18 protein-coding genes and 4 tRNA genes are annotated in these 18,738 nt (G+C 34.4%); 1 reads left to right on the forward strand and 21 read right to left on the reverse strand.

The features are described from left to right. Positions 1 to 283 precede the first annotated feature (283 nt). From CAB05_RS16135 to CAB05_RS16205, 15 genes are all read right to left on the reverse strand, one after another. Positions 284 to 356 (reverse strand) — tRNA-Phe (locus CAB05_RS16135). Between the two features lie 7 nt (positions 357 to 363). Beyond that, positions 364 to 439 (reverse strand) — tRNA-Asp (locus CAB05_RS16140). A 23-nt stretch (positions 440 to 462) separates the two neighbouring features. Beyond that, positions 463 to 534: transfer RNA gene (locus CAB05_RS16145), tRNA-Glu, on the reverse strand. A gap of 19 nt (positions 535 to 553) precedes the next feature. Beyond that, a tRNA-Lys gene (locus CAB05_RS16150) sits at positions 554 to 626 on the reverse strand. Between the two features lie 171 nt (positions 627 to 797). Beyond that, positions 798 to 2,087: an adenylosuccinate synthase gene (locus tag CAB05_RS16155; protein ID WP_088001628.1), complete on the reverse strand. Its 1,290-nt coding sequence runs from the start codon at positions 2,085 to 2,087 to the stop codon at positions 798 to 800. A 202-nt stretch (positions 2,088 to 2,289) separates the two neighbouring features. Beyond that, positions 2,290 to 3,651 carry a replicative DNA helicase gene (dnaB, locus tag CAB05_RS16160; protein WP_088001630.1) on the reverse strand — a complete coding sequence of 454 codons (1,362 nt, stop codon included), beginning with the start codon at positions 3,649 to 3,651 and terminating at the stop codon, positions 2,290 to 2,292. A 27-nt stretch (positions 3,652 to 3,678) separates the two neighbouring features. Beyond that, positions 3,679 to 4,125, reverse strand: coding sequence for a 50S ribosomal protein L9 (gene rplI / locus CAB05_RS16165; protein ID WP_088001632.1), 447 nt, complete (start codon positions 4,123 to 4,125; stop codon positions 3,679 to 3,681). Then, on the reverse strand, positions 4,122 to 6,098 hold the full coding sequence (locus CAB05_RS16170) for a DHH family phosphoesterase (protein WP_088001634.1): 1,977 nt from the start codon (positions 6,096 to 6,098) through the stop codon (positions 4,122 to 4,124). Before CAB05_RS16170 ends, rplI begins: the two co-directional genes overlap by 4 nt. A 90-nt stretch (positions 6,099 to 6,188) precedes the next feature. Continuing rightward, complete coding sequence (locus tag CAB05_RS16175) at positions 6,189 to 7,115, reverse strand: YybS family protein (protein ID WP_088001636.1); 927 nt, start codon at positions 7,113 to 7,115, stop codon at positions 6,189 to 6,191. Positions 7,116 to 7,268: 153 nt separating this feature from the next. Next, on the reverse strand, positions 7,269 to 7,502 hold the full coding sequence (gene rpsR, locus CAB05_RS16180; protein WP_088001749.1) for a 30S ribosomal protein S18: 234 nt from the start codon (positions 7,500 to 7,502) through the stop codon (positions 7,269 to 7,271). Positions 7,503 to 7,578: 76 nt separating this feature from the next. Continuing rightward, positions 7,579 to 8,064 (reverse strand): single-stranded DNA-binding protein, encoded by a 486-nt coding sequence (ssb, locus tag CAB05_RS16185; RefSeq protein ID WP_142283113.1) that lies wholly within the window; start codon positions 8,062 to 8,064, stop codon positions 7,579 to 7,581. Between the two features lie 35 nt (positions 8,065 to 8,099). Then, the gene (rpsF, locus tag CAB05_RS16190; protein ID WP_088001753.1) at positions 8,100 to 8,390 is read right to left on the reverse strand and encodes a 30S ribosomal protein S6; all 291 of its coding nucleotides are present in this window, start codon (positions 8,388 to 8,390) and stop codon (positions 8,100 to 8,102) included. 128 nt (positions 8,391 to 8,518) lie between these two features. Then, positions 8,519 to 9,619: a redox-regulated ATPase YchF gene (ychF, locus tag CAB05_RS16195; protein WP_088001638.1), complete on the reverse strand. Its 1,101-nt coding sequence runs from the start codon at positions 9,617 to 9,619 to the stop codon at positions 8,519 to 8,521. A gap of 162 nt (positions 9,620 to 9,781) precedes the next feature. After that, a complete protein-coding gene (locus CAB05_RS16200) occupies positions 9,782 to 9,979 on the reverse strand; it encodes a DUF951 domain-containing protein (RefSeq protein ID WP_088001640.1) in 198 nt (65 codons plus the stop codon). A 30-nt stretch (positions 9,980 to 10,009) separates the two neighbouring features. Further along, the gene (locus CAB05_RS16205) at positions 10,010 to 10,897 is read right to left on the reverse strand and encodes a mechanosensitive ion channel family protein (protein ID WP_088001642.1); all 888 of its coding nucleotides are present in this window, start codon (positions 10,895 to 10,897) and stop codon (positions 10,010 to 10,012) included. 188 nt (positions 10,898 to 11,085) lie between these two features. On the opposite strand from CAB05_RS16205, the gene yyaC reads away from it, so the two are divergent. After that, complete coding sequence (gene yyaC, locus CAB05_RS16210) at positions 11,086 to 11,673, forward strand: spore protease YyaC (RefSeq protein ID WP_088001644.1); 588 nt, start codon at positions 11,086 to 11,088, stop codon at positions 11,671 to 11,673. Positions 11,674 to 11,974: 301 nt separating this feature from the next. On the opposite strand, the gene CAB05_RS16215 is transcribed toward yyaC, so the two are convergent. The 6 genes from CAB05_RS16215 to mnmE form a co-directional block, all read right to left on the reverse strand. Further along, complete coding sequence (locus CAB05_RS16215) at positions 11,975 to 12,814, reverse strand: ParB/RepB/Spo0J family partition protein (RefSeq protein ID WP_088001646.1); 840 nt, start codon at positions 12,812 to 12,814, stop codon at positions 11,975 to 11,977. Further along, a complete protein-coding gene (locus tag CAB05_RS16220; protein WP_088001648.1) occupies positions 12,807 to 13,568 on the reverse strand; it encodes a ParA family protein in 762 nt (253 codons plus the stop codon). The genes CAB05_RS16215 and CAB05_RS16220 overlap by 8 nt, the downstream gene beginning before the upstream one ends. A 129-nt stretch (positions 13,569 to 13,697) precedes the next feature. Next, on the reverse strand, positions 13,698 to 14,549 hold the full coding sequence (noc, locus tag CAB05_RS16225; RefSeq protein WP_088001650.1) for a nucleoid occlusion protein: 852 nt from the start codon (positions 14,547 to 14,549) through the stop codon (positions 13,698 to 13,700). Positions 14,550 to 14,634: 85 nt separating this feature from the next. Next, positions 14,635 to 15,354 carry a 16S rRNA (guanine(527)-N(7))-methyltransferase RsmG gene (gene rsmG / locus CAB05_RS16230; protein WP_088001652.1) on the reverse strand — a complete coding sequence of 240 codons (720 nt, stop codon included), beginning with the start codon at positions 15,352 to 15,354 and terminating at the stop codon, positions 14,635 to 14,637. A gap of 20 nt (positions 15,355 to 15,374) precedes the next feature. After that, entirely contained in the window at positions 15,375 to 17,261 is a 1,887-nt protein-coding gene (gene mnmG, locus CAB05_RS16235; RefSeq protein WP_088001654.1) for a tRNA uridine-5-carboxymethylaminomethyl(34) synthesis enzyme MnmG, read from the reverse strand. Between the two features lie 19 nt (positions 17,262 to 17,280). Beyond that, a complete protein-coding gene (gene mnmE, locus CAB05_RS16240) occupies positions 17,281 to 18,657 on the reverse strand; it encodes a tRNA uridine-5-carboxymethylaminomethyl(34) synthesis GTPase MnmE (protein ID WP_088001656.1) in 1,377 nt (458 codons plus the stop codon). Positions 18,658 to 18,738: the final 81 nt, after the last annotated feature.

The raw sequence follows: 18,738 nt of genomic DNA on the forward strand, positions 1-18,738 counted from the left end.
GTATCTTAGCAATTTCGTTTTGTAGGATTGTCTCTATATATACAATACGACTAATAAGTTATGTGTCCTTTTTAATACACTATATTCATGTTTCATCTTAGAAAAAAAGCCCTAGCTTGTTGCTAGAGGCTTAATCTACTACTTCTATTTTAAATTAAGTAGGTTTTTTTGTAAAATCCTACCCATTTTTCATTACTATTTATTTGAAATAAATCATAAATATCCTCTATTATATGTTGGTTTAAATAAATAAAAACTACTGTAATAACAGTAGTTTTTATGATGGCTCGGGACGGAATCGAACCGCCGACACGAGGATTTTCAGTCCTCTGCTCTACCGACTGAGCTACCGAGCCAAATATATGGCGGTCCCGACCGGGATCGAACCGGCGATCTCCTGCGTGACAGGCAGGCATGTTAACCGCTACACCACGGGACCAATACAATATTTATAAATGAAAGTGACCCGTACGGGATTCGAACCCGTGTTACCGCCGTGAAAGGGCGGTGTCTTAACCGCTTGACCAACGGGCCATAATTTATGTATAAAAGATGAGCCATGAAGGATTCGAACCTTCGACCCTCTGATTAAAAGTCAGATGCTCTACCTACTGAGCTAATGGCTCGTATTAAAAATACTAAATTAAATATAGGTCATAAAATCTAATTACTAGTTATGACGACAAGATTCATTGTAACACGTAAATTAACAGTAGCGCAATACTTTTTTTAATATTTATCCAATAAAAGTAAATAAAAGCCCTTAAAAAATCAATTTTAAGGGCTTAATTATTTAATTACGCGCCGAAAACATTACGAACAATATTCGTTTGATTACGGTCAGGTCCTACTGAAAATACAGATAACGGTATTCCAACTAATTGAGACACACGTTCAACATAATGTCTTGCATTGACTGGAAGTTCGTTCAGATCTTTTACTCCAGTAATATCTTCGTTCCAACCTGGAAGCTCTTCATAAACAGGCTCACACTCTGAAAGCTGTTTTAAGCTAGCAGGGAACTCATTAATCGTTTCCCCACGGTATTTGTATGCTACACAGATTTTCACTGTTTCTAGGCCAGTTAATACATCAATAGAATTAAGTGAAAGATCTGTAATACCACTTACACGTCGAGCATGACGAACTACAACACTATCAAACCAACCAACACGTCTTGGTCTTCCAGTTGTTGTACCATATTCACGACCTACTTCACGAATCGTGTTTCCAATTTCATCATGTAACTCAGTTGGGAATGCCCCTTCTCCAACACGAGTTGTATAAGCTTTACATACACCTACAACATGATTAATTTTTGTTGGTCCTACTCCAGATCCGATTGTTACTCCACCCGCTACAGGGTTTGAAGAAGTAACAAATGGGTAAGTACCTTGGTCAATGTCTAACATTACACCTTGAGCACCTTCGAATAAAACGCGTTTTCCACCATCAATTGCATCATTTAAAACAACTGAAGTATCGCAAACATATTTTTTAATTTGTTGACCAAATTCATAATATTGTTCAAAGATATCATTAATATCAAGACTATTTGAATCATACATCTTTTCGAATAAATTATTTTTTTCTTCAAGATTACGTTTTAATTTAACATAGAACTCTTCTTTATCAAGTAGATCCGCCATACGTATACCAACACGAGCAGCTTTATCCATGTAAGCTGGGCCAATCCCTTTTTTAGTTGTTCCGATTTTATTATCACCTTTACGCTCTTCTTCAAGCTCATCTTGCTTTAAGTGATAAGGTAAGATAACATGTGCACGGTTACTGATACGTAAATTATCAGTAGAAACACCTTTATCATGTAAATACGCTAGCTCTTGAACTAACGCTTTAGGATCTACAACCATTCCGTTTCCAATAACACAAATTTTTTCCGAGAAGAAAATACCTGATGGAATTAAGTGGAGTTTGTATTTTACGCCATTAAAAACAATTGTATGACCTGCATTATTACCACCTTGATATCTAGCAACTACTTCTGCCTGCTGAGATAAAAAGTCTGTAATTTTTCCTTTTCCTTCGTCTCCCCATTGAGAACCAACTACTACTACTGATGACAATGTATTGCACCTCCGAATAAAATTCGCTATTTCCGAACTAAAACCAAAACTAGTATATCAAACTTACGTTATTTGTCAATGATTCTATTCGTATTTTTCGGTTTTCACTTTTCTTCGTTCGTATTTACATGAATAAAAACTCATGTTTTTAGTTTACCCTAACAAAAAAAAATAATCACATAGAATATCTATGTGATCAAATTTAACCTGTAGGAGCATGCTCGTCGAATCTTCGCTCTAGGTTAACGAATTTATTATATTCTTTTACGAATGCCAATTGAACTGTACCTACTGGACCATTCCTTTGCTTAGCGATAATAATTTCGATAATATTTTTATTCTCAGATTCTTTATCATAGTAGTCATCACGATACAAGAAAGCAACAATATCGGCATCTTGCTCAATACTTCCAGATTCACGAATATCAGACATCATTGGACGTTTGTCTTGTCTTGATTCAACGCTACGTGAAAGCTGAGAAAGTGCGATTACAGGAACTTTTAACTCCCTCGCTAGCGCTTTAAGTGAACGTGAAATCTCAGAAACTTCTTGCTGACGATTCTCTCCGCCACCTCTACCACTACCTTGAATCAGTTGAAGATAATCAATTAAGATCATTCCCAACCCATGCTCTTGCTTCAATCTTCTACATTTAGCACGAATATCATTTACACGAATACCAGGTGTATCGTCTATGTAGATCCCTGTATTCGCCAAACTACTAGCAGCCATCGTAAGCTTATTCCAGTCTTCTTGTTCAAGATTACCAGTACGTAGTGCTTGAGCGTTTATATTTCCCTCCGCACAAAGCATACGCATTACTAATTGATCTGAACCCATCTCAAGACTAAATATAGCTACATTTTCATCTGTTTTTGTAGCAACATTCTGTGCAATATTTAAGGCAAAAGCTGTTTTACCAACCGAAGGACGGGCTGCCACAATAATTAAATCATTGGGCTGAAAACCAGCCGTCATTCGATCTAGATCTGTAAAACCAGTAGGAATCCCAGTAATTTCTCCCCGCTGATTAAATAACGTTTCTATCTTACTGAATGTATGGAAAACAACATCCTTAATATTTTGAAATCCGGATACATTTGTACGTTGGGATACTTGTAATATGTTTTTTTCAGCTTCATTCAAAATAACATCTACGGGATGTTCAGATGCATAACCTTCATTTGCGATATTTGTGGCCGTTCTAATTAATCTTCTTAATGTTGATTTTTCCTCAACCATCTTTGCATAATAATCAACATTCGAAGCTGTCGGAACAGACGCTAATAAATCATTTAAATATGACACGCCTCCTACCTCTTCTAGCAATCCTTGATTAGCTAGCTCAGAAGTTAGAGTGATGACATCTAGAGGCTCATTTCTCGAAGAAATATTTAACATTGCTTCAAATAACTTTTGATGAGCAGCTCGATAAAAATCATCTGGTAAAAGCCGTTCTGACGTTGGTATTAAAGCATCTGAATCTAACAAGACTGCTCCTAATACTGCTTGTTCAGCTTCTATATTCTGTGGCGGAGTACGATCGTTTAACAAATCACTCATTTTTTGTCCTCCAGATGCTTAAATTACTTATTGTTCCTTCACGTGTACTTTTAATGTTGCAGTCACTTCTTGATGAAGTTTAACTTTAATATTTGTCACACCAAGTCCACGAATTGCATCATTCATTTCAAATTTACGTTTATCTAGTTTAATTCCATGAACTTTCTGTAGCTCTTCAACAATTTGTTTACTAGAAATTGAACCAAAAAGACGGCCACCTTCTCCAGATTTCGCTTTTAGTTCAACAGTAATACCTTCAATTGTTTCTTTTAGTTTTTTACAATTTTCTAATTCTAAAGCAGCATCTTTTGCTTCTTTATTTTTTTGCGCATCAAGTGTTTTTACGTTACCGCCTGTTGCTTCAACTGCATAACCATTCTTAATTAAAAAGTTATGCGCGTATCCATCTGCTACATTTTTTATTTCGCCTTTTTTACCTTTACCTTTTACATCTTTTAAGAAAATTACTTTCATTTGTTTGTTCTCCCTTCGATATATTGATCAATTATTTTCAATAATTTTATTTCTACTTCTCGAATTGAAGAAGATTCTAGTTGTGCGGCTGCATTTGTTAAATGTCCACCACCGCCAAGCTCTTCCATGATGAGTTGAACATTTATATCCCCTAATGATCGGCTACTTATGCTGACAAGATTATCGTTACGCTTTGCAATAACAAAAGATGCTATTACATCCGTCATCGTTAATAAAGTATCTGCAGCTTTAGCAATTAACACCTGATCATAGTTTATATTTTCTTTACCATAACTGATCGCAAAGCCGTTCTTGTACATGTATGCCTCTTCAATCAGCTCTGATTTGCGGATATATTCATTCATATCTTGTTTTAATAAATTTTGAACAAGGATCGTATCAGCACCATTTGAGCGCAAATAAGATGCTGCATCAAACGTTCTTGCACCTGTACGGAATGTAAAACTTTTCGTATCGACAATAATACCTGCCAGTAAGGCCGTTGCTTCAAGTATGCTAAGCTTAATCTTTTTCGGTTGATATTCTAATAACTCTGTAACTAATTCAGCTGTAGAGGACGCATAAGGCTCCATGTACACAAGAATGGCATCTTTTATGAAGTCTTCCCCTCTTCGATGATGGTCAATAACAACAATTTTATCAGTTGCATCTAGTAATGACTCCACTTCTACCATCGTCGGTCTATGCGTATCAACAACTATAATTAATGTGTCCTCAGTTACTAACTCTTTAGCTTTCTCAGGCGATATGAAGCATGTCATATATTGTTCGTTTTTTGTCATTTCTTTCATCAAACGATTTACACTTCTATCTACTTCATCTTTTTTAATGACAACATAACCATTGACCTCATTATGAGTAACCATTTTTAAAATACCAACAGCTGAGCCTAACGCATCCATATCTGGTAACTTATGGCCCATAATCATTACATTCGAGCTGCTCTTCATTAAGTCTCTTAATGCATGAGAAATTACACGTGCTCTAACCCTGGTTCGTTTCTCAACTGGATTTGTTTTACCACCAAAGAACTTTACTTTCCCGTTAAGATTCTTCACTGTTACCTGGTCGCCACCACGCCCTAACGCCAGATCTAATCCAGACTGTGCAAGTTGACCAAGTTCAGGTAGATTCTCACTACCAATTCCAACCCCTACGCTTAAAGTGATTGGTAAATTTCGTTTTGTTGTTTCATCTCTGACATGATCAAGAATAGCAAACTTATTGCTTTCTAATACATTTAAGATTCCTTCATTTAATACAGCGTACAAACGATCTGAAGATACTCTTCGTAAAAATATGCCATGTTTATTGGCCCAACTATTTAATATCGTTGTCACTGTTCCATTGATAGTAGAACGTTCTTGATCATCTAAACCTTGAGTCATTTCATCGTAATTATCAAGTAGAATAACCGCGATAACTGTTCTTTGATCCTCAAACAATTTCTCCATTTGTGCTTGTTCAGTGACATCAAATAAATAAATATATCGTTCTTCTCTCTTAATAACGACTCGGTACGTTCTCTTATTAATCGTTATAACATCTTCTTTTTTCTCTTTCTTTGAAATCAAAGACATTAGACCATCTGACAAGTCATAAATATGTTTTCCGATTAACGATTGGTCGTCCAAAATATGTGTAATATATTGATTGCCCCATTCGATGTGGTACTCTTTATCATAAAGTAACACACCAATTGGCATTTTTGTAATTGCTTCATTACTTAAATTTTTCACTCTCGACATAACTGATTCAATATACATATCTAAAATGTGTCGATACTTTATTTCAATCTTTACAACTAAAAAGATAACGAATAGAAAGATGATAATAAAGATAATACCTAGCTGTGGACGTATATAAACTACAGTTCCTATTAGAAATATCGCAAGAGCAGTTAATAGATAGACGGGAATAAGAAACACCTGTTTCTTATGAAAATCTTGCATAAGTTCAGCCCCTAAATCAAATAAAATCTAACTTCTATACAAAATAAGATTATTTTTACCTATTCTGCCAATATAAAACCACAAAATAGCTTATTTCTTCATTCTATTAAAAATTCCAATTGAAATAATCCCAATTAATAAAACAAAAATCATTAACCCGTTAATCAGTAGACCTGCAATTAATATTAGAATTGGTACTGCTTTAGATAGTTTTCTAATATGACTAAAATAAAATATCGCTGCAAATCCTTGCGTAATCACTAAGATGTGTAATACATAAGATATGTTCATAATAGCTGTATAAAAGAATCCATTTGGTTTTGATCCAAAATAAGAAAGGATCGTAATAATCAAATACAACCACATAAATCCTAATGGTAACCTGAATTCTCTAAACGGCTTAAATTTAGGCGTTTTAAAACTTAATCTTCTTACGATAGGGAATGTTAATAGCTGTGTTAAAAATGCCATAGTAAAACCTAACATTAACATAATAGATGGTACTAAAACAGGCAATAACTTCAATGCTTCGGTTATAGCTTTAGCATTCTTTTCATTATAAGAAACACCTAAATCCGAAGATAAATTCTTACTTGCTTCAAGTAACTCAGTCATTCTCGTTGTAGCAATGTTTGAAATATTAATATCAAACATAAGTTGTACTATTAAGTATATTAGTACTATATGTATGAAATATAAAAATGTACTAGTTAATAAAATTTCTCCTTTACTTCTTTCCTTCCCAAGTTGATAGCCTATTGCAATACCAACTGTCGAAAACATTAATGTTCCCAAGATAAAAGAAGCTTGAGTGATGACGAGTGTAAGCCCTAATGCAACACAAATCAATAAAAGAGATTCCTTAATAGAATATTTCAAGCTAAATATGATAAATGGTAGGGGCATTAAATAAGTTAGTACAATTGAGAGAAATGGTACATATGTAATCAGTAATAGCATAATTGAATATAATGCTAATAGCACTGCCCCCTCGGTTATAAAGCGAGTTGATTTCAAAATATGGCTCCTTTCAACTAAACCAATAAAATATCGGTAAGCATACTAATACTTATTTTACCATAAATTATTAAAAAAAATGAAAAGTTCATTAGATCCCTTAAAATACAAAAAAAGTACAGCACGAGAATGCTGTACTTTTTATTATTCAGCTTATTCAGCCACGTATGGTAATAATGCCATTTGACGAGAGCGTTTAATTGCAATCGTTAATTTACGTTGGTATCTTGCTGAAGTACCAGTTACACGACGAGGTAAAATTTTACCACGCTCTGATACGAAACGTTTTAATAACTCAGTATCTTTATAGTCGATGTGTGTAATGCCGTTAGCTGTAAAGTAACAAACTTTACGACGCTTAGCACGTCCACCTTTACGTCCACCCATTGCCATCTTATTTCCCTCCTTCTTTTTGAAGAATTGTTTTTAGTAATGTTTACCGTTCAACATTACGCTATTTTTATCAAAAAGGAAGATCGTCATCAGTGATATCAATTGTTTTGCTTGTCCCACCAAATGGATCATCATTAAAGCTAGGCTTTTGTGATGGTGCTTCAAAAGGATTTCCAGCGTTAAAACCTTGGTTTTGTTGGTTCCCATTAAAAGAACCACCTTGATTGCCTGATGCATTTCTTGGCTCTAAGAATTGAACTGAGTCAGCAACAACTTCTGTTACATAAACTTTTTTACCATCTTGGCCATCATAACTTCTAGTTTGAATACGTCCTTCAACGCCAGCTAAGCTTCCTTTTTTCAAGAAGTTCGCAACGTTTTCAGCCGGTTTTCTCCAGATAACGCAGTTAATAAAATCTGCCTCTCGGTCTCCTTGCTGATTTGAGAAGGCACGATTTACCGCTAGAGTAAATGTAGCTACAGCAACCCCACTTGGTGTATAACGTAAGTCTGGATCCTTTGTTAGACGACCTACAAGCACAACACGATTGATCATCTGATTCTTACCTCCCTAAGGCATTTCAAAAATTATTATTTGTCATTTTCACGGATAACGATATGGCGAATGATATCTTCGCTGATTTTCGCTAAACGATCGAATTCTTGTACTGCTTCTGGTTGAGCAGAAACATTTACAAGCATGTAGTGTCCATCACGGAAATCGTTAATTTCATAAGCTAAACGACGTTTACCCCACTCTTTAACGTTTGTGATTTCTGCACCTTGTTCAGTTAAAACGTTGTTAAAACGCTCTACTAAAGCTTTTTGCGCTTCGTCTTCCATGTTTGGTCGAACGATGTACATGATTTCGTATTTATTCATCACAATGTCACCTCCTTTTGGTCTAACGGCCCAGTTAAGGGCAAGGAGCAATTTATATAATCACTCACGAAATAAAATTATAGCATAAAAAATCTTAGATAGCAAACCAATAAAATATTTGCTACTTTTTACACATTAAAGCGGAAATGCATTACATCTCCGTCTTGAACGATATATTCTTTTCCTTCAAGACGCACTTTTCCAGCTTCTTTCGCTAATGGCATTGAACCATAAGTTGCTAAATCTTCATATGATACAGTTTCTGCACGAATAAATCCACGTTCAAAATCAGTGTGAATTACGCCTGCACATTGAGGTGCTTTCATACCCTTTTTAAATGTCCATGCACGTACTTCTTGTACACCAGCTGTGAAATATGTCGCTAATCCTAATAAGTGATAAGCAGCTCTAATTAATTGGTCAAGACCTGATTCTTCAATACCAATTTCTTGTAAGAATGAACGCTTTTCCTCATCATCTAACTCAGAAATTTCTTCCTCAATTTTTGCACTAATTACAATAACTTGAGAACCTTCTTCCGCTGCAAAAGCTCTTACTTTTTCAACAAATTCATTTGATGATGGATCAACAATGTCATCTTCACCAACGTTAGCAATATAAAGCATTGGCTTCGTCGTTAATAAATGTAATCCCTTAACAACCTTCATTTGTTCTTCAGTAAATTCTACTGAACGAGCAGGCTTGTCACTTTCAAATGCATCTCTTAATTTTACTAAAATTTCATGTTCATAAGATGCATCTTTATCTTTTTGTTTCGCTAACTTAGCAACACGGTCAATTCTTTTTTCTACTGATTCTAAATCAGCAAGAATTAACTCTAAGTTAATCGTTTCAATATCTGAAATTGGATCTACTTTACCTGAAACGTGTGTAATATTGTCATCTGCAAAGCATCGTACTACCTGACAAATTGCATCTACTTGACGAATATGTGATAAAAACTTATTTCCTAAACCTTCACCCTTACTTGCACCTTTTACGATTCCTGCAATATCAGTAAATTCAAAAGTTGTTGGAACAGTTTTTTTCGGTTGAACTAATTCAGTTAATTTTTCTAAACGATAATCTGGTACTTCTACTACACCTACGTTAGGGTCAATTGTACAAAACGGATAGTTTGCTGATTCAGCACCAGCTTGCGTAATTGCATTAAATAATGTTGACTTTCCTACGTTTGGTAAACCTACGATACCTGCTGTTAATGCCATAGTTTCCACTCCTATACGAACTTAGTTAATCTTTCACAATTATATTGATTTCAAAAAAAAATAACAAGAAAATCCGAATATTATTTCTTACATACGAAAGGCATCTAATAAGAGCGGTAAAAAGTTCGCTCTTACTAGATACCTTTTTAATAATTTTTTTACCTATTCTTCAGCTTTAGTTAATACCTTTTTTAATTTACGAGAAAACTCTCTGCGCGGAATTAAAACACTATGTCCGCAACCTTCACATTTCAAACGGATATCCATACCCATACGGATAATTTTCCATTTATTCACACCACATGGATGTGCCTTTTTCATTTCTACTATATCATTTAAATCAAAAACCTTCTCTTCCATGCGACTATTTCACTTCCTTAAATAGTAGAATTAAGACTGTGCCTTTTCATTATTAGGTTCTGGTTGTCTATATAATACCATTTTTGGATATGGAATTTCTATGTTATTTCTTTCAAGTACCTCTTTAATCTCTTTTCGAATTGCTCTTGATATTTTAAATTGAGCCATCGGTTTTACTTCTGACGCGATTCGAATAACTACTTCAGAAGGACCAAAGCTTTGAATACCAAGATATTCTGGCGCTTTTACCATTTCTTCATATCGTTCAGGCATTTCCACTAAGTGCTCTTCAATAACTGATTGAGCATGTTCAATATCACCTTCGTATGAAATACTGATATCGACCAATGCAACTGAGTTATGCAAAGAAAAGTTAGTTACTTCAGTAATCATACCATTTTGAATGATATGCAGCTCACCTGTCGCACTTCTAATTTTTGTTGTTTTTAGACCAATCGATTGTACCGTTCCTTCGAAGGTTTGAACTCTAATATAATCGCCAACCGAAAACTGATCCTCAAATAAAATAAAGAAACCTGAAATGATATCTTTCACTAAGCTTTGTGCACCAAAACCTAATGCAACACCACCAACTCCGGCCCCTACAATTAATCCTCTAGTTTCAACTCCAAAGATAGGTAAAATCGTAAGTACTGCAATAAAAAACACAACATATGCAATGACATTTTCTAACAATCTAACTAACGTAACTGATCGCCTTTCTGATACTTGTAAAGGTCCTCTTGCTTGTACTTTTAAAAGTCGGCGAATTAATTTTCTTCCAAATTTAATCGCTAAGATAGAAACGATTATTATAACAGCTATTTTTATCGAAGAAGTCCAAAGCGTGTCCCATTGACTCTCAGTCAACATACTTTCCTTTATCTTTGCTTCTGCATCATTTAATGTATTTTTCATTTTATCCCCCTAACGCACTTTCTATTTCTTCAAAAGTTATACTAAACGAATTATGAATTTAAAACCATAAATAACTACAAATGTAATCATATAGTAATTTTATGATAAAGAAAGGTAGAATATAGTATAAATTGTTTAAATATTGCATAAACTATTACTACTCTTTTAAATGAAAAGTGGGCGATAGTATGCAATTTCCGGCAAATCCTTTTCGTAGTTTATTTAAGGATGATTATTCTGTATTTTTGGATGATGACAATGCAGTTAACCAATTTGCAGATCATTTAAGCAAATCTCTTCCTAGTATCTACACTAATGACATTGTATTTGTATGTATTGGTACTGATCGTTCAACAGGTGATTCTTTAGGTCCACTAGTCGGTACTTTATTAGGAGAATTAAATGTAAGTAGATTCCATTATTATGGTACTCTTGATGAACCAATTCATGCGTTAAATCTTTCTGAACAACTTGAAACAATAAAAAACAAGTATAAAAATCCGTTTATTATCGCTGTTGATGCATGTTTAGGCAGAGTTAAAAGCATAGGAAGTGTGCGATTATCAAATGGACCATTAAAGCCAGGAGCCGCAATGAAGAAGGATTTACCTTTGGTCGGTGAAATTAATTTAACTGGTGTCGTCAATGTAAGTGGTTTTATGGAGTTTTATGTTTTACAAAATACTAGATTAAGTCTAGTCATGAAAATGGCAAAATTTATTGCGAGATCTATCAAAGAAACAGAAAGTAAATTGACTGGCCAAACTGCACTATAATAATACTAGTTTCATAATGTAATAAATGAATTTGCACTTATTATATTTCGTTTTTCCTATGAAGAACTTTTTAGATGATGACAACTCTGGAATGTACCCCTTTCAGTGAGGAGTGAGCTAAGCCTTCTCGGATTTCCAAGCTTTCCGCGACTCAGACTCATATAGGGTAAAACTAATTCAATTGTAATCAACTTCTGTTTTTATCGTTTAAATTCCAACCATTTTAGATAATAAAATTAACTTCAAAAAAAATGGACTATAGTTTGAATGTTAAATACAAACTATAGTCCAAATATATTATTTATTTAATGATAGAAAGGATTCTTTCCAAATCTTCTTTATTAAAGAATTGGATTTCGATTTTCCCTTTATCTTTGGTTGATTTAATTTTTACAGATGTTCCAAATTTCTCTTGTAAAACATCCTCGTACTCACTGAAGAATATATTCTTATTAGGAATTTTCTTTTGTGTTTCACGTGAAACATTATCGTTTAATTCATTAACTAATGTTTCTACTTCTCTTACACTAAGATTCTTTTCAACAACCTTTAAAGCAGTTCCCTCAATTAAACCTTTACGTTTCAGGCCCAATAAAGCTCTGCCGTGTCCCATAGAGAGTGTACCAGACTCAACCATTTTTTGAACAGAGTTAGGTAAAGTCAGGATTCTAAGATAGTTTGCTATATGTGGTCTACTTTTACCTAGTTTTTTCGCAAGTTGTTCTTGTGTTAAATGTAATTGTTCAATTAAGGATTGATAAGCCTCAGCTTCCTCCAAAGGATTTAAATCATCTCTTTGTAAGTTTTCGAGTACTGCTAGTTCCATCATTTGTTCTTCAGTCAATTCTCTTACAATGACTGGAACAGTATTTAATCCCGCATTTTTCGCAGCACGATAACGTCTTTCACCAGCAACGATTTGATAGCCTTTAATACTTTTCCTAGCAATAATAGGTTGTAAAATCCCATGTTCTAAAACTGATTGCGTTAATTCTTGCATTGCATTTTCATCAAATATTTTTCGAGGTTGGTAAGGATTTGGTCTAAGTTCTTTTAGTGATATTTCTTGAACGATTTCTTCATTTTGATTATCGATATCTTGAAAAAATGCTCCGATGCCTTTGCCTAACCCTTTAGCCATTATCAATCACTTCCTTTGCTAGTTCGAGATATACTTCTGCACCTCTAGACTTTGGATCATATGTAATGATCGGCTTGCCATGACTTGGCGCTTCACTTAAACGGACATTTCTTGGAATAATTGATTTATAAACTCTATCTTGAAAATACTTTTTCACTTCTTCAATAACTTGGATACCCAAATTTGTACGAGCATCCAACATAGTAAGCAATACACCTTCAATGGCTAAATTCTTATTTAAATGTTTTTGTACTAATCGTACAGTACTTAATAATTGACTTAATCCTTCCAAAGCATAGTACTCACATTGTACTGGAATAATAATTGAGTCAGAGGCTGTCAGTGAATTTAGTGTTAATAAGCCTAGAGATGGAGGACAATCTATTAATATATAATCATAGTTTCCTTTTACAGTATCTAATGCACGTTTTAATCGTACTTCTCTAGAGATAGTAGGGACTAATTCGATTTCCGCTCCAGCAAGTTGAATTGTTGCTGGAATTATATCAAAATTAGGGATTGCGGTGCTTATAATTACACTTTTTGCTTCGACATCATCAACTAATACATTGTACACACACTGATTTACATCTGCTTTTTCAATACCAATTCCACTAGTAGCATTACCTTGAGGATCTATATCAACTAATAATACTTTTTTTCCTAAATGCGCTAAACAAGCACTTAAATTAACTGATGTTGTTGTCTTACCAACACCACCTTTTTGATTTGCAATAGAGATTACCTTAACCACTACGTAATCTACTCCTTCCACAACAAACAATTCTTATTTTCTATTCTATCACGAATACAATCATCATTGTGTTTAGATTTAAAAATGAACAAAAAAAATTCACCACTTTAGAAGAGGTGAATTTAATCATTATTTTTTAGGGATTTTAATTGTAATTTGATAGTAATCATCATGTTCTTCTTCCTGACTATCAATATCCATACCCGTTTTCGTCACCATTTGTAATGATTCACGAATCGTATTCATTGCAATTCTAACATCCTTGCTAACTGCTTTTATTTTAGGACGAGGTTTTGGTTTTTTCTCTGTAAGTAAAGCAACTACACGGTCTTCAGTTTGCTTAACATTCAATTGTTTCTCTACAATTTCTTGTAATAAACTAACTTGAAGTTGAGGTAGTTTTAAAGGAATAAGAGCCCTAGCATGACGCTCTGTAATCGTCTTATCTAACAGAGCTTGTTGAATCTCTTTAGGTAATTTTAACAGTCTTAACTTATTTGCAACTGTTGATTGCCCTTTACCTAAACGTTGAGCCAACGCCTCTTGAGTAAGATTATGTAAATCAATTAATTTTTGATATGCAACAGCTTCTTCAAATGGAGATAATTCTTCACGTTGCAAGTTTTCAATAAGTGCAACAGAAGCAGTTTCAGTATCATTAAAGGTTTTTACAATTGCAGGGATAGTGTCCCAACCTAATGATGATACCGCTCTAAAACGGCGTTCACCAGCAATAATTTCATAAAAATTAGGCTGAATCTCTCTAACAACGATCGGTTGAATAATACCATGCGTTCTAATTGTTAATGCCAATTCCTTTATTTTTTCATCATCAAAAAAGGTCCTTGGCTGGTACTGATTTGGAACAATGTCAGACACCGGAATTTGACGTATTACTTCATTACTTGAAACTGAGTCTTGGACATCATCACTTATTTCTTTTTCGGACAAGCCAAATAACTTGGATAAAGTGCTTTTCAATGTGATTCCCACCCTTTTAGAATTTCGTTCACAACAAATTAAATCTAACAAATGTTTCACGTGAAACATTTGTTAGTTTATAAAATTATTTTTCTAATGGTTCTTTACCAGGAGTACCAGGCTTACGTGGGTACTTGTTTGGCGTTTTACGTTTCTTTTCTACTATAACAATATTTCGTTCACTATCTTCTCCTGGAAGAACAAAATGATTGATTGCTTTTACTTCTCCACCAAGAGTTTTGATTGCATAATCTGCTTTATCTAACTCATCTTGACCCGCAGCACCCTTTAGGGCTACAAAATGTCCATTTGGTTTAACAAGTGGTAAACATAATTCACTTAATACTGACATTCTAGCAACAGCTCTTGCTGTAACAACGTCAAAAGATTCTCTCATACCGTCTTTTTTAGCGAATGTTTCTGCACGGTCATGATGGAATGCAACATTTTCCAATTTTAATTCCGAAGCTAAATGATTTAGAAATGAAATTCTCTTTTGTAGAGAGTCTACTATTGTTAATCGGATAGATGGGAAACATATTTTAATGGGAATAGAAGGAAATCCTGCTCCGGCACCAATATCACATAATGTCATCTCATTTGAAAAATCAAAGTAGAAGGAGGCACTAATTGAATCATAAAAATGTTTCAAATATACTTCTTCTTCTTCAGTAATAGCTGTTAAATTCATTTTATTATTCCACTCAACTAGCGTGTGAAAATATATATCAAATTGTTTTAATTGAAAATCAGTTAAATGAATGTTTTTTTCTTTTAGTGCAGCAATAAATTGTTCTTTGTTCACTAGTAATTCCCCTATCTATATTAGTTCGATATTCTTGCAATTTTTCCTTGTTCTAAATAAACAAGTAGAATTGAAATATCTGCTGGGTTTACTCCGGATATACGTGATGCTTGCCCAACTGATAGTGGACGTACTTGTTCAAGTTTTTGTCTAGCTTCTGTTGCGAGACCATTAATTGCTTGATAATCAATATTTTCAGGGATTCTCTTTAAATCCATTTTTTTCATACGTTCTACTTGATTTAATGATTTTTCAATATAACCTTCATACTTAATTTGAATTTCAACCTGTTCTTTTACATCTGGATGTAATTCCTTTTCAGAAGGAGAAAGGACGTGAATGTGTTCATAGTTCATTTCTGGTCGACGTAATAAATCTGCCGCTTTGATTCCATCTTTTAATTCACTACCGCCTACTTCTGCGATCAAACCTTGAACTTGCTCGGTTGGTCTTAACTGAGTTGTTTTTAAACGACTAATTTCTTCTTCAATATGCGCTTTCTTTTGTTCGAAATCTGCAAATCTGTCATCAGAAATTAAGCCTAACTCATGACCTATTTTAGTTAATCTTAAATCAGCATTATCATGGCGAAGTAATAGTCTGTATTCCGCTCTAGATGTAAGTAAACGATAAGGTTCATTCGTACCCTTCGTTACTAAATCATCGATTAGAACACCAATATATGCTTCAGAACGATCTAAAATCAGTTCCTTTTTATTTAAAGAACGACAAGCTGCATTAATTCCTGCAATTAGTCCTTGGCCTGCAGCTTCCTCATATCCTGAAGTACCATTAATTTGACCAGCTGTATAAAGATTTTTAATATGTTTAATTTCTAATGTTGGCCATAATTGAGTGGGTACAATCGCATCATACTCAATTGCATATCCTGTTCTCATCATTTGAACATTTTCTAATCCTGCAATTGAACGAAGCATTTTCTCTTGTACATCCTCTGGTAAGCTTGTAGAAAGTCCTTGAACATATACTTCCTGAGTGTTTCTTCCTTCAGGTTCTAAGAAGATTTGATGTCTTGGTTTATCGTTAAAACGAACTACTTTATCTTCAATTGATGGACAGTAACGTGGTCCAGTTCCCTTAATCATACCAGAGTACATTGGTGAACGGTGAAGGTTATCATCAATAATTTGATGAGTGTTTTCACTTGTATATGTTAACCAGCAAGGAATTTGATCTGTTTCAACTGCTTCCGTCTCATATGAAAATGCACGTGGAACGTCATCACCAGGTTGTATTTCAGTTTTAGAATAATCAATACTATGGCTATTTACACGTGGAGGTGTCCCTGTTTTAAAACGCACAAGCTCAATACCTAATTCCTCTAAGTGCTCAGATAGCTTAATAGCTGGTTGCTGATTATTAGGTCCACTAGAATATTTTAATTCACCAACTATGATTTCACCACGTAAAAAAGTACCAGTCGTAATAACAACTGTTTTTGATCGATAAATAGCACCTGTTTGCGTAATGACACCTGTGCATTCACCGTCTTCGATAATCAGTCTTTCAACTAATCCTTGTTTTAAAGTAAGGTTTTCAGTATCCTCAATCGTTTTTTTCAATTCGTGCTGATATGCGAATTTATCCGCTTGAGCACGTAATGCACGTACTGCAGGGCCTTTCCCTGTGTTTAACATTCTCATTTGGATATGAGTTTTATCAATATTTCTACCCATTTCCCCACCAAGTGCATCAATTTCACGTACAACAATCCCTTTAGCAGGTCCACCTACTGAAGGGTTACACGGCATAAATGCTACCATATCTAAATTAATCGTCAGCATTAATGTTTTTGCACCCATACGAGCAGCAGCAAGTCCTGCCTCACAACCAGCATGACCAGCGCCAATAACAATTACATCATAATTGCCTGCTTCAAAACTCATGTAACTTCCTCCTAACCCTTTATTTTCCTAAACAGAATTGAGAAAACAATTGGTTTATTAAACTTTCCTGTACTGTATCTCCAATAATTTCGCCTAACAATTCCCACGCTCTTGTTAAGTCAATTTGAACTAAATCGATCGGCATTCCATTTCTCATTGCTTCAGTTGCATCATTAATTGTCGATTCCGCTTGCTTTAATAATGCGATATGTCTAGCATTTGATAAATATGTTAAATCTTGCGACTCGATTTGCCCTTCAAAATATAAATCAGCAATCGCTTTCTCAAGATCTTCAATACCTTGTTCTTCTTTTAAAGATGTCGTTACAATTGTAGCATTACCAACTAATTGCTTCACTTCTTCAATATCAAGATTTTGTGGTAAATCTGTTTTATTTATGATGACAATTACATCTTTTCCGCTCATTTGATTATATAAAACACGATCCTCTTCAGTAAGTTGCTCATTATTATTTAAAACAAACAATACTAGATCGGCCAAGTTTAATACTTTTTTCGAACGCTCTACCCCAATCGCTTCAACAACGTCCTTCGTTTCTCGAATACCAGCTGTATCAATTAAACGGAGAGGAACACCCTTAACATTTACATATTCCTCTATTACATCCCTTGTTGTACCAGGAATATCAGTAACAATCGCCTTACTTTCTTGCACAAGTGTGTTTAATAGAGAGGACTTACCAACATTCGGTCTACCGATAATGACCGTAGATAGTCCTTCACGTAAGATTTTACCTTGCTTTGATGTTTCAAGAAGTCTTTGAATTTCGTTTTGAACTGTTTTTGCTTTTTCAATTAGTACTGTATTCGTCATTTCTTCAACATCATCATATTCAGGATAATCAATATTCACTTCAATATGAGCAAGAATTTCTAAGAGTGTTTGTCGTAGTCCGCTAACCATCTTAGATAATCGACCCTCGACTTGATTCATAGCAATTGCCATCGCTCGATCCGTTTTAGAACGAATTAAATCCATCACTGCTTCAGCCTGTGATAAATCAATACGTCCATTTAAAAATGCCCTTTTCGTAAATTCACCAGGTTCAGCTAGTCTGGCACCTGATGAAAGAACTAATTCTAGCACTTTATTAACAGAATAGATTCCGCCATGACAATTAATCTCTACTACATCCTCGCGTGTAAATGTTTTAGGAGCTCTTAATACTGAAACCATTACCTCTTCGACAATCGTTTCAGTACTAGGATCTACTAAATGGCCATAATGAATGGTATGAGAATCTACTATATTTAAATCTTTTTCTTTAAACAGTTTATTAGCTATTTGAACAGCCTGATCACCACTTAATCGTACGATGGCAATTGCACCTTCGCCTTTTGGTGTTGATATCGCTGTAATTGTATCAAATTCCATTAGAATATCACCTCTAGAGCATGTTATGTAATAGATAACATGTTACTTCTAAACCTATAGCATAGCATAAAGATTTTTATA

The organism is Gottfriedia solisilvae (genome assembly GCF_002128405.1).
In the GTDB taxonomy this organism is placed as follows: Bacteria; Bacillota; Bacilli; order Bacillales; family Bacillaceae_G; genus Gottfriedia; species Gottfriedia solisilvae.

Excerpts from the sequence above, each read along its gene's own strand:
- CAB05_RS16200 (WP_088001640.1), bottom strand. The coding sequence starts at position 9,979 with ATGGAAGAGAAGGTTTTTGATTTAAATGATATAGTAGAAATGAAAAAG.
- CAB05_RS16205 (WP_088001642.1), bottom strand. The coding sequence starts at position 10,897 with ATGAAAAATACATTAAATGATGCAGAAGCAAAGATAAAGGAAAGTATG.
- CAB05_RS16215 (WP_088001646.1), bottom strand. The coding sequence starts at position 12,814 with ATGGCTAAAGGGTTAGGCAAAGGCATCGGAGCATTTTTTCAAGATATC.
- rpsF (WP_088001753.1), bottom strand. The coding sequence starts at position 8,390 with ATGAATAAATACGAAATCATGTACATCGTTCGACCAAACATGGAAGAC.
- ychF (WP_088001638.1), bottom strand. The coding sequence starts at position 9,619 with ATGGCATTAACAGCAGGTATCGTAGGTTTACCAAACGTAGGAAAGTCA.
- CAB05_RS16170 (WP_088001634.1), bottom strand. The coding sequence starts at position 6,098 with ATGCAAGATTTTCATAAGAAACAGGTGTTTCTTATTCCCGTCTATCTA.
- mnmG (WP_088001654.1), bottom strand. The coding sequence starts at position 17,261 with ATGAGTTTTGAAGCAGGCAATTATGATGTAATTGTTATTGGCGCTGGT.
- yyaC (WP_088001644.1), top strand. The coding sequence starts at position 11,086 with ATGCAATTTCCGGCAAATCCTTTTCGTAGTTTATTTAAGGATGATTAT.
- ssb (WP_142283113.1), bottom strand. The coding sequence starts at position 8,064 with ATGATCAATCGTGTTGTGCTTGTAGGTCGTCTAACAAAGGATCCAGAC.
- dnaB (WP_088001630.1), bottom strand. The coding sequence starts at position 3,651 with ATGAGTGATTTGTTAAACGATCGTACTCCGCCACAGAATATAGAAGCT.
- rpsR (WP_088001749.1), bottom strand. The coding sequence starts at position 7,502 with ATGGGTGGACGTAAAGGTGGACGTGCTAAGCGTCGTAAAGTTTGTTAC.
- rplI (WP_088001632.1), bottom strand. The coding sequence starts at position 4,125 with ATGAAAGTAATTTTCTTAAAAGATGTAAAAGGTAAAGGTAAAAAAGGC.
- mnmE (WP_088001656.1), bottom strand. The coding sequence starts at position 18,657 with ATGGAATTTGATACAATTACAGCGATATCAACACCAAAAGGCGAAGGT.